The sequence below is a fragment of the Methylobacterium sp. CM6257 genome, assembly GCF_054611515.1.
The window spans coordinates 4,290,905-4,305,132 of record NZ_CM137735.1 but is presented as its reverse complement, the minus strand read 5'-3'; the positions used below and the strand labels follow the sequence as shown (position 1 = coordinate 4,305,132).

At 70.9% G+C, this 14,228-nt stretch carries 10 protein-coding genes; 5 read left to right on the top strand and 5 right to left on the bottom strand.

The annotated features are described in order from the left end of the window. Positions 1 to 670: 670 nt before the first annotated feature. The 5 genes from ACYCO6_RS21055 to cysG all read left to right on the top strand — a co-directional run bounded on the left by ACYCO6_RS21055 (position 671) and on the right by cysG (position 9,821). Complete coding sequence (locus tag ACYCO6_RS21055) at positions 671 to 1,924, top strand: NAD(P)/FAD-dependent oxidoreductase (protein WP_459762929.1); 1,254 nt, start codon at positions 671 to 673, stop codon at positions 1,922 to 1,924. A gap of 10 nt (positions 1,925 to 1,934) precedes the next feature. Further along, entirely contained in the window at positions 1,935 to 3,752 is a 1,818-nt protein-coding gene (locus ACYCO6_RS21050) for a NirA family protein (RefSeq protein ID WP_459762927.1), read from the top strand. Beyond that, positions 3,749 to 5,353 (top strand): sulfite reductase subunit alpha, encoded by a 1,605-nt coding sequence (locus tag ACYCO6_RS21045; RefSeq protein WP_459762925.1) that lies wholly within the window; start codon positions 3,749 to 3,751, stop codon positions 5,351 to 5,353. The genes ACYCO6_RS21050 and ACYCO6_RS21045 overlap by 4 nt, the downstream gene beginning before the upstream one ends. An 87-nt stretch (positions 5,354 to 5,440) precedes the next feature. Beyond that, positions 5,441 to 8,137: a molybdopterin-dependent oxidoreductase gene (locus ACYCO6_RS21040; RefSeq protein WP_459762923.1), complete on the top strand. Its 2,697-nt coding sequence runs from the start codon at positions 5,441 to 5,443 to the stop codon at positions 8,135 to 8,137. A gap of 205 nt (positions 8,138 to 8,342) precedes the next feature. Continuing rightward, positions 8,343 to 9,821 carry a siroheme synthase CysG gene (gene cysG / locus ACYCO6_RS21035; RefSeq protein WP_459762921.1) on the top strand — a complete coding sequence of 493 codons (1,479 nt, stop codon included), beginning with the start codon at positions 8,343 to 8,345 and terminating at the stop codon, positions 9,819 to 9,821. 239 nt (positions 9,822 to 10,060) lie between these two features. Here cysG and nudC read toward each other — a convergent pair whose 3' ends face one another. The 5 genes from nudC to ACYCO6_RS21010 all read right to left on the bottom strand — a co-directional run bounded on the left by nudC (position 10,061) and on the right by ACYCO6_RS21010 (position 14,210). Then, positions 10,061 to 10,963 (bottom strand): NAD(+) diphosphatase, encoded by a 903-nt coding sequence (gene nudC, locus ACYCO6_RS21030; RefSeq protein WP_459762919.1) that lies wholly within the window; start codon positions 10,961 to 10,963, stop codon positions 10,061 to 10,063. A gap of 8 nt (positions 10,964 to 10,971) precedes the next feature. After that, the gene (locus ACYCO6_RS21025; RefSeq protein WP_459762917.1) at positions 10,972 to 11,391 is read right to left on the bottom strand and encodes an HIT domain-containing protein; all 420 of its coding nucleotides are present in this window, start codon (positions 11,389 to 11,391) and stop codon (positions 10,972 to 10,974) included. A gap of 81 nt (positions 11,392 to 11,472) precedes the next feature. Continuing rightward, complete coding sequence (locus ACYCO6_RS21020) at positions 11,473 to 12,078, bottom strand: hypothetical protein (RefSeq protein ID WP_459762915.1); 606 nt, start codon at positions 12,076 to 12,078, stop codon at positions 11,473 to 11,475. Between the two features lie 92 nt (positions 12,079 to 12,170). After that, positions 12,171 to 13,034 (bottom strand): universal stress protein, encoded by an 864-nt coding sequence (locus tag ACYCO6_RS21015; RefSeq protein ID WP_459762913.1) that lies wholly within the window; start codon positions 13,032 to 13,034, stop codon positions 12,171 to 12,173. 27 nt (positions 13,035 to 13,061) lie between these two features. Continuing rightward, positions 13,062 to 14,210 (bottom strand): acyltransferase family protein, encoded by a 1,149-nt coding sequence (locus tag ACYCO6_RS21010; protein ID WP_459762911.1) that lies wholly within the window; start codon positions 14,208 to 14,210, stop codon positions 13,062 to 13,064. Between the last annotated feature and the right edge of the window lie 18 nt (positions 14,211 to 14,228).

Sequence of the window (14,228 nt, the reverse complement as noted above, 5' to 3'; positions counted from 1 at the left end):
GGGTCGACCTGCGGCGCTACGTTTGCCGGAATGCCAGGGTCCCCCGCGCCAGCAATGACAACCGTCGGGCCGGTGGCCACCATGCCTGGTACTGGGTCTTGATAGCCGGCGCGATGCCGACCCTGGGCCTCCTGGCGATGCTCTCGTCACTGATCTGACGGGCCCGCGCTCCGCCTTCGGTCGCACCGCGGCATCCGGGCAGAGCGGCTCGCCGACCAGCCCCGGCCCCCACCGTCGGCGGGACCGCCGGGTCTTAATATCGGCGCTTCCAAAGGTCGACACAATCGCACCCGGGCGACCGGACAGGCTCTGCCCGGGGCTGCAGCCGTGCTCGCGCGGCCCGGCCGCGGTTCTGCCGATTTTGCCACCGGACGCCTGTTTTTTGTGCAGCGCACCCCGAAAGGGGCAGGCACCGTCAGGCCCTACGGAATGCACTGTTTTACCATTTTCCTACAGTGACTTAGCGCCAGATCTCGGGCTTGGCACGGAGTCTGCTAAATCGCTCATGTCCGTCAACGGCGACGGACAGCGCCGTCAGCGAGGCCGCTGATCCGGATCTCCTGGGGCAGCCTTCTGCCGGGAGACGACCGGCAGCGGCTTTTTCGTGGCGGTCCGCCAACGATCCTGCACTCGAGGTTCCAGACGCGATCGAGCGATGGCGACATCTCCCATGGACACCCGCGCACACGACGCGCGCGCCGAGACCGACCTGCCGCGCGAGAGACTCGTCGTCGTCGGCAACGGCATGGCCTCCTTGCGGTTTCTGGAGCGCCTAACCGAGGGCGCCCCCGGACGCTTCGACGTCACCTGCGTCGGCGCCGAACCCACGGCCGCCTACAACCGGGTTCTGCTCTCGTCCCTGCTCGGCGGCGAGGTCGAGGAGGCGGCCTGCGCGTTCCGCGATCTCGACTGGTACGCGGCTCACGGCATTCGCCTGATCACCGGCGCACCGGTGACGCAGATCGACCGGGAGAACGGGCTCGTGCTCGTCGGCGAGACCCACGTCCTGCCCTTCGACAAGCTGATCCTCGCGGTCGGCTCCCTGCCGATCCGCCTGCCGAAGCCCGGCATGGATCTTCCGGGTGTCATCACGTTCCGCGATCTCGCCGACGTGGCGGCGATCCGCCGGGCCGCCGTGCAGCACGCGCGCGCGATCGTCATCGGCGGCGGACTTCTGGGACTTGAGGCCGCAGTCGGGCTCGCGCGGCTCGGGGTCGACACGACGCTGCTCCACGTCATGGACCGGCTGATGGAGCGCCAGCTCGACCACCATGCGGCCGGGCTCGTGAAACGCGCCCTAGAGGCGCGGGGCGTCAAGATCCTTCTCCAGGCCGACACCGCGCGGATCGAGGGCGACGGACGGGTCCAGCGCCTCGTCCTCGTGGACGGGACCGTGCTCCCGGCCGACCTCGTGGTCCTGTCGGTGGGCGTGCGCCCGTCCGTGGCGCTGGCACAGGCGGCGGGCCTGCACATCGGCCGCGGCATCACGGTCGACGACCGGATGACCACCTCGGACCCGCGCATCTTCGCGCTCGGCGAGTGTGCCGAGCACCGCGGCCTGGTCTACGGCTTGGTGGAGCCCGCCTACGAGCACGCCGACACGCTGGCCCGCCATCTCGCGGGTCAGCCGGCCGAGTATCGGGGTACGGCCCTGTCCACGAGCCTGAAGGTGTCGGGCCTGCCGGTCTTCTCGGCGGGGATCGTCGACACGCCGGACGATGCCGAAGCGATCGTGCTCTCCGATCCCGGCGCCGGCCTCTACCGCAAGCTTCTGGTCCGGGACGGGACGCTGATCGGGGCCGTGTTCGTCGGCGACATCGCCGAGCAGGGCACCTGCAAAGCGCTGATCCGGACCGGCGATCCGATCGGAAACGTGGACGACGTGATGTTCGGGCGCCCCGCGCTCGAGCCGCTGGCCGCTTAAGGAGGCGCGGATGGCCGAGACCCACACACAGAACGCCCCCGGCGCCTTCGACGCCGAGCAGAAGCGCTACCTCGAAGGCTTCGCCTCCGGCATCGCCGCCGTCCGCATGACCGGCGGCCTCGCCGCAAGCGGGGCGGAGGCGGCCGCGCCGCCCGCCGAGCCCACGGGCCCGGACGCGATTCACGTCAAGGCGCAGGACCGGACCGTCAAGGACGGCGGCAAGCTCTGCGAGCAGGAGAAGTGGAAGCGCGCCGAGAATCCGTTCGACGGCCATAACCGCCTGATCCAGGAGGCCACCGCCGGCAAGCAGCCGAAGCCCGAGGACAATTTCCGGTGGCGCTACCACGGCCTGTTCTGGGTCGCACCGAACCAAGTCTCGTACATGTGCCGGCTGCGGATCCCGAACGGGATCCTGCACCACTGGCAGTTCGCGGGCGTCGCCGACCTCGCCGACCAGCATGGCGGCGGCTACGTCCACGTGACGACGCGGGCCAACCTGCAGGTCCGCGAGATCAGCCCCGAGCACGCCCAGCCCTTCCTCGACGGGCTCACCGATATCGGCCTCACGGCGCGGGGCGCGGGCGCCGACAACATCCGCAACGTCACCGGCTCCTCGACCGCCGGCATCGACGCGCAGGAGCTGCTGGACACGCGCCCGCTCGCCAAGTCCTGGCACAACTGGATCCTGAACGACCGCTCGCTCTACGGCCTGCCGCGCAAGTTCAACGTCGCCTTCGACGGCAGCGGCGTGATGCCGACCCTGGAGGAGACCAACGACATCGGCTTCCAGGCCGTGGAGGTGCTCGCCAGCGCCGACGTGGCGCCGGGCATCTACATGCGCCTCGTGCTCGGCGGCATCTCGGGCCACCGGGACCTCGCCCGCGACACCGGCATCGTCCTGAAGCCGGAGGACTGCAACGCGGTCGCCGACGCGATCATCCGGGTGTTCATCGAGAACGGCGACCGGACGAACCGCAACAAGAGCCGGATGAAGTACGTCCTCGACGCCTGGGGCTTCGACAGGTACCTCGCCGCCGTCGAGGACAAGCTCGGCCGCAAGCTCGACCGGGTTGCGCCGGAGCACGTGGCGCCGCGCAAGCCCACCGACCGCTTCGCCCATGTCGGCGTGCACGCCCAGAAGCAGCCCGGCCTCAACTGGATCGGCGTTGTCCTGCCGGTCGGCAGGATGACCAGCGATCAGGTCCGGGCGCTGGCGAAGATCGCGGCCGAGTGCGGCGACGGCCAGATCCGCCTGACCGTCTGGCAGAATTTCATCTTTTCCGGGGTTCCGGACGCGAAGGTCGCCGAGGTCAAGCAGCGGGTGCTCGATCTCGGCCTCACCACGAAGGCCGCGGGCATCCGCTCGGGCCTCGTGGCCTGCACCGGCGCCAAAGGCTGCAAGTTCGCGGCCTCCGACACCAAGGGCCACGCGCTGATCATCGCCGACCACGTCGAGAAGGCCGTGCCGAACCTCGACGTGCCGGTGAACGTCCATCTCACCGGCTGCCATCACAGCTGCGCCCAGCACTACATCGGCGATATCGGGCTGATCGGCGCCAAGGTCGTCGTCTCGGAGGAGGGCGACACCGTCGAGGGCTACGACATCGTGGTCGGCGGCGGCTTCGCCGAGAACCCGAAGATCGGCACCGAGATCTGGAAGGCCGTGAAGGCCGAGGATGCGCCCTCCCGGATCGAGGCGCTGCTGCGCGCCTACCTCGCCCTCCGCCAAGGCCCCGAGGAGAGCTTCCAGGCCTTCACCAGCCGCACCGGCGCGGAGGCGCTCCGCGACGCCGCCGAGGAACAGCCCGCCCTGAAGGCCGCCGCATGACCCAGCACGTCTCGCCCCCTCTCGTCCTGATCCCCGAGACCGCGCCCTTCAACGAGGACCAGCGCGCCTGGCTCTCGGGCTACTTCGCGGCCCTGCTCGGCCCCGCCGTCGCGGGCGCGACGGCGCTCGCGCCCGGCGAAGGTCCCGCCACGGGCCCCAAACTCGCCGACAACGACGACGCCCCTTGGCACGACCCGTCCGTGCCGATCGGCGATCGGATGGCGATGGCCAAGGACCGCTCCGAGCCGCAGAAGTTGATGGCCGCCATGGCCCAGCAGGATTGCGGCCAGTGCGGCTACAACTGCGCCGACTACGCCAACGCTATCTTCCTGAAGAACGAGGCACGCCTGAACCTTTGCCAGCCCGGCGGCAAAGAGACCCTGCGCATGCTCAAGAAGCTGGACGAGGAGTTCGGCGCCGCCGGAGGCGCCCCCGCCGCGCCGAAGGCGGACGACGACGCCCCGAAGGCGGCGGCCGACCTCGGGCCGCTCGGCTACTGCCGCGAGAACCCGGTCGAGGCGCTGTTCCTGTCCCGCCGCCGCCTCAACGATCCGGGCGGCGAGAAAGAGACGTGGCACATCGAGATCGGTCTCGACGGCACGCCGATCCAGTACGAGGTCGGCGACTCGCTCGGCCTGTTCCCCGCCAACGCCCCGGCGCTGGTGGACGCGGTGATCGCCGAACTCGGGGCCCGACCCGAGCGGGTGATCGGCGACAGGACCCTGCGCGAGCACCTGCTGATCAACTACGCGCTCGGCGCCGCGCCCGACAACCTCTACCAGCTCCTGTCGCTGCTCACCTCGGGCGCGGCGCGCAAGAAGGCGCAGGCGCTCGCCTCCGGCGAGGATCCGGACGGCGACGCCGCCTATCTCGACGTGCTCGGCGCGCTCCACAAATTCCCGGGTGCCCGGCCCGACGCCGAGGTCTTTTTGGAAGCCCTCGACGAGTTGCAGCCACGGCTCTACTCGATCTCCTCATCGCCGAAGATGGATGTCGGCCGCGTGTCGCTGACGGTGGACGCGGTGCGCTACAGCCACCGCTCGCGGCTGCGCCTCGGCGTCGCCTCGACCCATCTGGGCGAGCGCCTGCCGGAACAGACCAAAGTGAAGGTCTATCTGCAGAAGGCGCACGGCTTCGGGCTGCCGGCCGACCTGTCGAAGGACGTGATCATGTGCGGCCCCGGCACCGGCATCGCGCCGTTCCGGGCTTTCCTCCGCGAGCGCGCCGCCACGCAGGCGCCCGGCCGCAACTGGCTGTTCTACGGTCACCAGCGGCAGGCCTCGGACTTCTTCTACAAGAACGAGCTGAACCGGCTGAAGGACGACAAGGTGCTCACCCGCCTGTCCCTGGCCTGGTCCCGGGACGGCAAGGAGAAGACCTACGTCCAGGACCGCATGCGCGAGAACGGCGCGGAGCTGTGGAAGTGGCTCGAGGGTGGGGCGCATTTCTACGTCTGCGGCGACGCGAAGCGGATGGCCAAGGACGTCGAGCGGGCGATCATCGACGTGGCCGCGCAGTTCGGCGGCAAGAGCCCCGAGGACGCGGTGGCGTATCTCGCGGCCTTGAAGAAGGCCGGGCGGTATCAGGCCGACGTCTACTGAGCACGCCAAACCCTCCCCCCCTCTGCGGGGGAGGGAGACGCGGCGCGAAGCTTGCTCCCGCCAGGACGACCCTTCGAGGACCCAGCCATGAGCCAGCCAGTGGCGGCGCCGACGGTGCGGACCACCTGCCCCTATTGCGGGGTCGGATGCGGCGTGCTCGCGACCCCGGACGGGCAGGGCGGCGCCACGATCGCGGGCGATACCGAGCACCCGGCCAATTTCGGCCGCCTGTGCTCGAAAGGCTCGGCGCTGGGCGAGACTCTGTCGCTGGAGAACCGCCTGCTCCACCCGCAGGTCGATGGCGCCCAGGTCTCGTGGAATGCGGCCCTCGACACGGTCACGGAAAAACTCCGCGCGGTGGCCGAGGAGCACGGGCCGGAATCGATCGCCTTCTACCTCTCGGGCCAGTTGCTGACCGAGGATTACTACGTCGCCAACAAGCTCGCGAAGGGCTTCATCGGCACGCCGCACGTGGACACCAATTCCCGGCTGTGCATGTCGAGCGCGGTGGCGGCCCACCGCCGGGCCTTCGGCTCCGACACGGTCCCGGGCTGCTACGAGGATCTCGACGAGGCCGACCTGATCGTGCTGGTCGGCTCTAACACCGCGTGGTGCCACCCGATCTTGTTCCGCCGCATGGCCGACGCCAAGGCCAGGCGCGGTACGAAGTTCGTAGTGATCGATCCGCGCCGGACCCAGACCGCGCAGGAATCCGACCTGTTCCTCGGGATCAGGCCGGGCAGCGACGTGGCCCTGTTCTCGGGGCTCTTCGTCTACCTGTCCGATAACGGCTTCCGGGACCGGGCCTTCGTGGAGGCCCACACGGCAGGGCTCGACGGCGCCCTGGAGCGCGCCCGCCAGATCGCGCCGGACGTGGCGGCGGTCGCCGCCGCAACCGGCGTAACGGAGGCCGACATCGCGGCCTTCTACGTCCTGTTCGCCGGCACGCGGCGCGTGGTCACAGCCTTCTCGCAGGGCGTGAACCAGTCGGCACAGGGGACCGACAAGGGCAACAGCATCATCAACTGTCACCTGATCACCGGCCGCATCGGTGAGACCGGGATGGGTCCGTTCTCCCTCACCGGCCAACCCAACGCCATGGGCGGGCGCGAGGTCGGCGGGCTCGCCAACATGCTGGCCGCGCACATGCACTTCACCCCCGAGGAGGTGGACCGCGTGCGTCGGTACTGGGGCGCTCCGCGGATCATCACCGGCGAGGGGATGAAGGCGGTGGCCCTGTTCGACGCGATCGCCCGGGGCAAGATCAAGGCGCTCTGGGTGATGGGCACCAACCCGCTGGTCTCGATGCCGCGGGCCGACGCAATCCGCGAGGCCCTGAACGGCCTCGACCTCTACGTGGTCTCCGAGGCGGTGGCGGATTCCGACACCGCCGGGGGTCTCGGTAAAACCACGGTGCTGCTGCCCGCGCAGGCCTGGGGCGAGAAGGACGGCACGGTCACCAATTCCGAGCGCCGGATCTCGCGCCAGCGCCGCTTCCTCACGAGTCCCGGCGAGGCCCGGCCCGACTGGGCGGTGCTGTCGGAGGTCGGGCGCCGGCTCGGCCACGGCCGGGCCTTCGCGTTCGAGTCCGCCGCGGCGATCTTCCGCGAGCATGCCGGGCTCTCGGCCTACGAGAACAACGGCACCCGGGACTTTGACATCGGCGCGCTCATGGACATCAGCGATGCCGCCTACGCGGCGAGCCTGCCGGTGCAGTGGCCGATCCCGAAGCGGTCCGGGCCGCGGGGCGCTCCGCAGGGCAAGGCCCGGCTGTTCGGCGACGGGCGATTCTACACGTTCGACCGGCGGGCCCGCTTCGTGGCGGTGCAGCCGCCCGGTCTCGCGCATGCGGTCTCGGAGGCCTTCCCCTTCGTCCTCAACACCGGCCGGGTGCGAGACCACTGGCACACCATGACGCGCACCGGGAAGAGCCAGCGCCTCTCGGCGCACCGCGCTGTCCCCTTCGTCGAGGTGCATCCGGACGACGCGACCACCTGGAACCTCATCGACGGCGACATCGCGCGGCTGACGACCGAGCACGGCCAGGCCGAACTGGAGGTGATGGTCACCGACACGGTGATGCCCGGCTCCCTGTTCATGCCGATGCACTGGGGCAGCGCGTTCGCGTCGAAGGCGCGGGTCGGCGCTCTCGTGCGCGGCATGACAGATCCAGTCTCTGGACAGCCCGAGTTGAAGGCGACGCCCGCTTCGGTCGCGCCCGTGATCTACCGCGCCCGCGGCTTCCTGCTCTCGCGCGGGCAGGTGACCATGCCCGACGGCTGGTGGTGGGCGCGGGCGGCGGTAACCGGCGGCTGGGGGCTGCAATTCGCCACGCAGGACAGCTCCCGGGCTGTTGCGCTGATAGTGCGCGGGCTGATCCGGAGCGAGGCGCTGGCTGGCTGCGAACTGGCGGAATACGCCGACCATACCCGCGATCGCTACCGCTGCGCTGTCTACGATGGCCCGCGCCTCGTCGCCTGCCTCGCCTACGCGCCCGCCGGAGAGCAGCCGGACTGGGAGGCGGCGAAGATCCTGTTCGCTATTGAGGAGCCCGACGCCGCCGAGCGCCGGGCGCTGCTCTCAGGCCGCGCCGCCACGGCTTCGGCTGGCCCGGTGGTCTGCGCCTGCCACGGTGTCGGCGCCGACGTGATCGCCGCCGCCATCGCGGCGGGTGCCGGATCCGTCGAGGCGGTGGGCGCCGCCTGCAAGGCCGGCACGAATTGCGGCTCCTGCATCCCTGAGATCCGCAAGATGCTGGGCGGTCAGACCGCCCGCGCCGCGTGATTTCTGATACACGTGCCGGCAAGGACAGACCGGCCTGTCCGATCGAACCACCTCATCCTGAGGTGCGGGCACGCAGCGCCCGCCTCGAAGGAGTCCTTCAGCCGGCCGCGAGCCCCCGAAGCCCTCCTTCGAGGCTCACTTCGCTCGCGCCTCAGGATGAGGGTGCGGATGTGAGAGGCCGATCAGGACGATCCAGGACAGACCCGTGACGGATTCCCCCACCCCCCTGCGCGCTGCCCGCGCCCCCCGCGAGACCAAGGCCGCCGGCCTGGAACCGCTCGCGGTACTGCCCGTCTTCGTGCCGCTGCGCGGTAAGCGGGTGGTGCTCGCCGGCTCCTCGGGTGGGGCGCCCTGGAAGGTGAAGGTTCTGGCAGCGGCCGGGGCGCATGTGGACGTCTACGCCTCCGAGCCCAGCGAGGAGCTGCGCGCGGTCCCGGGCGAGATCGTCGACGGGCAGGTGTCCCTGCACGCGCGCAGTTGGACCCCCGACGACCTCTGGGGCGCGGCCTTCTGCATCGGCGCCATGGAGGACGAGGCCGAGTGCATCGCCTTCGTGGCTGCCGCCCGCGGGGCCGGCGCCATCGTCAACGCCGTGGACCGGCCGCATCTCTGCGATGTGAAGTTCGGCGCAATCGTCAACCGCTCACCGCTGGTGGTCGGCATCTCCACGGAGGGCGCGGCCCCTGTCTTCGGACAGACCGTGCGCGCCCGGATCGAGGCGATGCTGCCGCGCGGCTTCGCCCGCTGGGTCGGAGCCGCCCGCGACTGGCGCGACGGCGTCACGGCGCGCCTCCACGGATTCGCCGAGCGCCGGGCCTTCTGGGAGCGCTTTACCGACCGCGCCTTCGCGGAACCCGACCGGGCGCCGTCCGAGCTGGACCTCTCCGAACTGCTCGGCGAGACCGAGGCCGCCCCGAAGGGCGGGGCGGTCACCCTGGTCGGGGCCGGTCCAGGGGATGCGGAGCTGCTCACTCTCAAGGCGCTCCGCGCCCTGCGCAACGCCGACGTGATCCTGTACGACGATCTCGTGGCCCCCGAGATCCTGGACTATGCCCGCCGCGAGGCGCGCACCATGCTGGTGGGCAAGACCGGCCACGGCCCGTCCTGCCGCCAGGACGACATCAACGCGCTGATGGTGCAGCTCGCCCGCTCGGGCAAGCAGGTGGTGCGGCTGAAATCCGGCGATCCGCTGGTCTTCGGCCGGGCCGGCGAGGAGATTGAGGCCTGCCGAGCCGCCGGCATCCCGGTCACCGTGGTGCCGGGGGTCTCGGCGGCCCAGGGCGCAGCAGCGGCGCTGGGCGTGTCGCTGACCCACCGCGACGCTGCGCGCCGCCTGCAATTCGTCACCGGCCACGACCGCCGCGGCGCACTGCCGGACGATCTCAACTGGGGGGCACTGGCTGATCCGAGCGTCACCACGGTGGTCTACATGCCCAAGCGTACCCTGCGGGCGCTGCTCGCCCGCGCGGTGGTCGAAGGGCTGGCGCCCACAACCCCGGCGCTCCTGGTCTTCAACGCCACGCGTCCGAACCAGACAGCCCTGCGCGGCACGGCCGCCGACCTCGCCGACCGTGTTGAGGCAACCGGCCTCGAAGGGCCGGCGCTGCTGATGGTGGGCGAGGCCTTGTCGGAGATGCGGGGCGCGGCCGGGATCGAGGGAGCACCGAACCGGGTCGCGGTCTGACGGATACGCCTGCTGCCGTGAGGAAGCCGCGACGATCCCCTGGACAAGAGCAAAGGCGCGGCGCTCAAGGCGGACGGCTTCGTCTGCCTCCCCGAGGACATGCCGCATTCGCTCTGGACGACCGACGAGCCGGCGATCTGCAGGTCAACGGGTCCGGGCCGTTCGGGCTCAACTACATCAATCCCGACGATGATCCGAGCCGGAACGCCGGCAAGCCCGGCTAGCGCGGCCGCCCGGGATCAGGTCTCGCCCGCCACGAAGGCTCGCATCAGGTAGTTGGCGATGGCCATAGGCGGCGGGGCTTGAAGCCCTTCCGGATGCGTGCCCGCCAGCATGGCGGCGACCGCGGCACGGTCGAACCACCGGGCGTCCTCGAGTTCGCTCGGGTCCGTCACGATGGCCTCGTCGAGGGCCTCGGCGGCGCAGCCGAGCATCAGCGACGACGGGAACGGCCAAGGTTGCGACGTCCGGTAGGTGACGGCGCCGACGCGGATCCGCGTCTCCTCGAACACCTCCCGGCGGACCGCATCCTCGATCGTCTCGCCGGGCTCCAAGAAGCCTGCGAGGCAGGAATACATCTGCGGCCGGAAGTGCGGTCCGCGGCCGAGCAGGCAGCTATCGGCGCGGCGCACCAGCATGATCACCACCGGATCGACCCGGGGAAAATGGTGAGCGGCGCAATTCGGGCATTCGCGGCGGAAGCCGCCGGCCTTCGCCGAAGTGGGTGTCCCGCAATTGGCGCAGAAGCCGTGGCGAGCATGCCAGTCGAGCATCGACTTGGCCACCGCCAGCAGGCCGAGTTCCTCGGCCTCCACGGCGGACTCAGTGGCAATGGAACGCAGATCGAGGGTGCGCATCTCCTCGCCCGCGAACTGCTCCGCGACCTCGGCGGGCGCAGAGGCGGCGAAGACCGGCTGCCCGTCCCGGTGCCCGAGGAAAATCCGCGTGCCGTCAGCATGGCCGGCCGCGTCGGCCGGCGCGATGAGGGCGGTCGGACCGCGGAGCACGATCCGGTCGCCACAGAGCAGGACGAGGCGGACGTCCGGGGTATCGAAGGCGGGTACCGCCTCCTCGGGCTGCTCGGCCGAGTGCCGGTCAAGACGATTCCGGACGAAGCCCAGGCTGTCGAGGGGATCGGTCATGCGAGGGTTCAAGCCGCGGAGAACAGGGTGCCGGCGCGCTCGATGAGCTGGGCGCGGGCATGGAGCGGATAGGGCTTGCGGGTCTCGAAGCCCCAGACCGGCCCGGGCCAAGCCGGATCCGAGCGGAAGCGGCCGACCACGTGGACATGAAGCTGGGCCACCACGTTGCCGAGAGCGCCGACGTTCACCTTGTCGGGCTTCGCCAGCCTCTGCATCACGCCGGTGGCGAGGCGGATCTCCTGCCAGAGCGCGGCCGCATCCGCCTCGCTGAGATCGATGATCTCGGTGATGGCCGGGCGGCGCGGTACCAGGATCAGCCACGGAAACCGGGCATCGTCCATCAAGAGGACGCGGCAGAGGGCGAGATCGCCCACCTCGACGGTGTCGGCGGCAAGGCGCGGGTCGAGCGAGAAGTCCGAATCGGTCATCGCGGACCGATGTAGCGCAGCTTCGCGTCCGGTGCGCGGTCCCGTTGCGGGAACGATGACGCAGAGCCGCCGGAGGGCCTCTTAGAGGCCCGGGACGGCCCCCTGACGGCCCACCGCGACCGTACCGGCATCAAGGGCCCCATCCGGTGCCGACCGGGCGAAAACAGTCACGGCGGCGCCTGGCTCGAGCAGGGCCTTCTCGCCGGGTGAGAACTGAGTGACAGGGGTGTCGTTGGAGATCTCGAAGGACGACCGGCCGTCGCCATAGGCCAGGGTCAGCCGCAGCGGGTCATCGCCCCGGAGATCCGCGACCCAGCCCGCCGTCAGGGACGCGCCGGGCTCGCTATCCCACGGCTGGGTTCCTGCCTCGAATCCGCGCTCGGACGGAGAGTACAAGGTCACCATCTTGGCCCGCCGCGGCTCGGAGCCCGGCGCGCCGACCACGCTGACGTAGCTCTCCGGCTTGATCCCCCGCAGGGACGTTTGGTTGACCGCGTAGATCCGGGACTTCGGGGTCATGCGAACGGTGATCGTGCTCCCACTGGAACGTCGGATCTCCAAGCGGTCGGATTCAGCCCGAACCACCGTTCCGCGGAATCGGGCCAGGATCGGCTCCGCCTGGACGGCGGGCGCGGCGGCGACCGTCAGCAGGGCGGCGAGGAGGAGGCTTTTCACGGGGCTCGTCACGGGGATCCTCGTCGCTCGGGTCCTGGTCCGGATGCGGGAGCCGAACGTCACGCGGCAGCCCGGGTTCCCGCGCGTAGCCGACGGCGCGCCGCTCAATGCGCCATCAGCACGGGCATGTCGGCATGCGCAAGAACGTGGCTGGTGACACCGCCAAAGATCATCTGGCGCAGCCGGCTCTGGGTGTAGGCGCCCTTGATCAGCAGATCGCAGCCATAGGCCTTGGCCTCGGCGAGGAACGTCTCGCCGGGGGCGCGCCGCCCTGCCGGCAGCGCCCGGTGTGAGGCCGCGACGCCCTCGCAGGCCAGCGCCTGGGCGAGATCCTGAGCGGACGGGCCCGGCACCATGCCGCCCTCGACGCTGAGCACCAGCACCCGCTCAGCCCGGCGCAGGAACGGCATGGCGAAGGCGATCGCCCGGGCGGTCTCCGTGGAGCCGTTCCAGGCGATCACCACCGCCTCGCCGAGGCTCGTCGGCGGGATGGGCGGCGCGAGCAGGATCGGCCGCCCACCCTCGAACAGGGCGGTCTCGAAGGTGGTCATGCGCGGCGCATTGTCGGTGTTGCCGGGGCGCCCGACCACGGTGGCCGAGAACAGCCGCGCATACTGGCCGAGGAACGCGTCGCCGGTGGGCACGTCCTGTCGCCAGCGATAGCGCGGACCGGCATCGGCAACCCGCTCCGGGACGCACAGGCCGTCGCGGGCGTGGCGCGGGATTCCGGCCGAATCCATGAAGGCGACGAAGCGGCTGCCCGCCTCCTCGGCCTCCGCCCGGTCGGCCTCCTCGTCCCGCAGCCAGGTCATGCCGCCGACCATATCGACGGGGACGTATTCGGCCAGCGCCGGGCGCAGAGAAACGCCCTCGATCAGGCTGCCGAAGCGAGTCGCCGCCAGCCGCGTCATCTCGAAGACGGAGGGCAGGGCGTCGTGCATCGCGACGGGTACGAGCAGGGTCTTCATGGCGGCATCCTCCCCGGGCCCGCGAAGCTAATCCGGGCGGCGTCCGTGTGGAACCGGGATTGAAGCGGCGCGCACACGGTTTTCGGCGCCTCCCGGATCGAGGACAGCCCGAACCGCCCTGGTCAGCGGCCGCTCCACGAAGCGGTGGACCAGGACGGAGGCGGCGACACTCGCCAGGATCATCAGGGCCATGCCGCCCCAGGGGTGAAGGGCTGGTGCGAGGCCGAGCCGCAGCACCCCCTCGCGCACGAGGCGCAGCGCGAACGGATGCACAAGGTAGAGCGCATAGGAGGCGTCCCCGAGGGCCACGAGCCCGCGCACCGGCGCGGGCAACCGCGCCACCTCGGTCGCGCCGCGCCCCGGCCCGAGGGAAGCGGCCGCGAGGGCGACCGCCGGGATCCCGACGAGGAGCGGGCGCAGGAACCCGTCGGCCTCGCCCAGCCCGGCGAGCAGTCGGGCGGCCAGGGCCAGGCCGAGGACACCCATCGCCGCGAGGGCGGCCCGCATCGCGGGCGCCGGCATGAAGCCTCGGCGGTAGGCGAGGGCGAGGGCGGCGCCGGCGGCGAATTCGCTGACGATCGGATCCGCCCAGAAGCGCAACGGCAGAGGCAGGCCCGGCACCAAAGCCCGCGCGGCGACGAGGAGCCCGAGGACCAGGACCAGCCAGACGACGGCGCCGCGCCGGCTGAAGCCGAGGCCAACGGCGAAGAGTACGTAGAAGAACGCCTCGTAGTTCAGGGTCCAGCCGAGGCCGTAGAGGGGCTGGATGGTCCCGTCGGGCCGCGCCGCCGGCCAGAACAGGAAGCCGGCGAGGAGGGCGCCGGGGTCGTGGACCAGGGCCGCGGCTTCCCCAAGCAGGTCCGGGCGCACCAGGGCGAGGGCCAGGTAGAGAAGGCTCACCAGCCAGTAGAGCGGCACGACCCGGGCGATCCGGTGGGCGAGGAAGCGGGCCCGGCCGCCCGGCTGTCCGAACAGGCGGCCGCTCGCGAGGACGATGACGAGGCCGGAGATGACGAAGAACAGATCGACCCCACCCCACCACGGCAGAAGCGTGCCGGGATCGAGCGCCGGTCCGGCGCCGCGGCCGGCCAGCAGCGCCGCCTCGTGCCGCGCGTGGTGCCACGCCACCATCAGCGCAGCCAGGGCACGCAGGATCTGGACCTCGACGAGGATCATGGGACGTTCCGCCGCGAC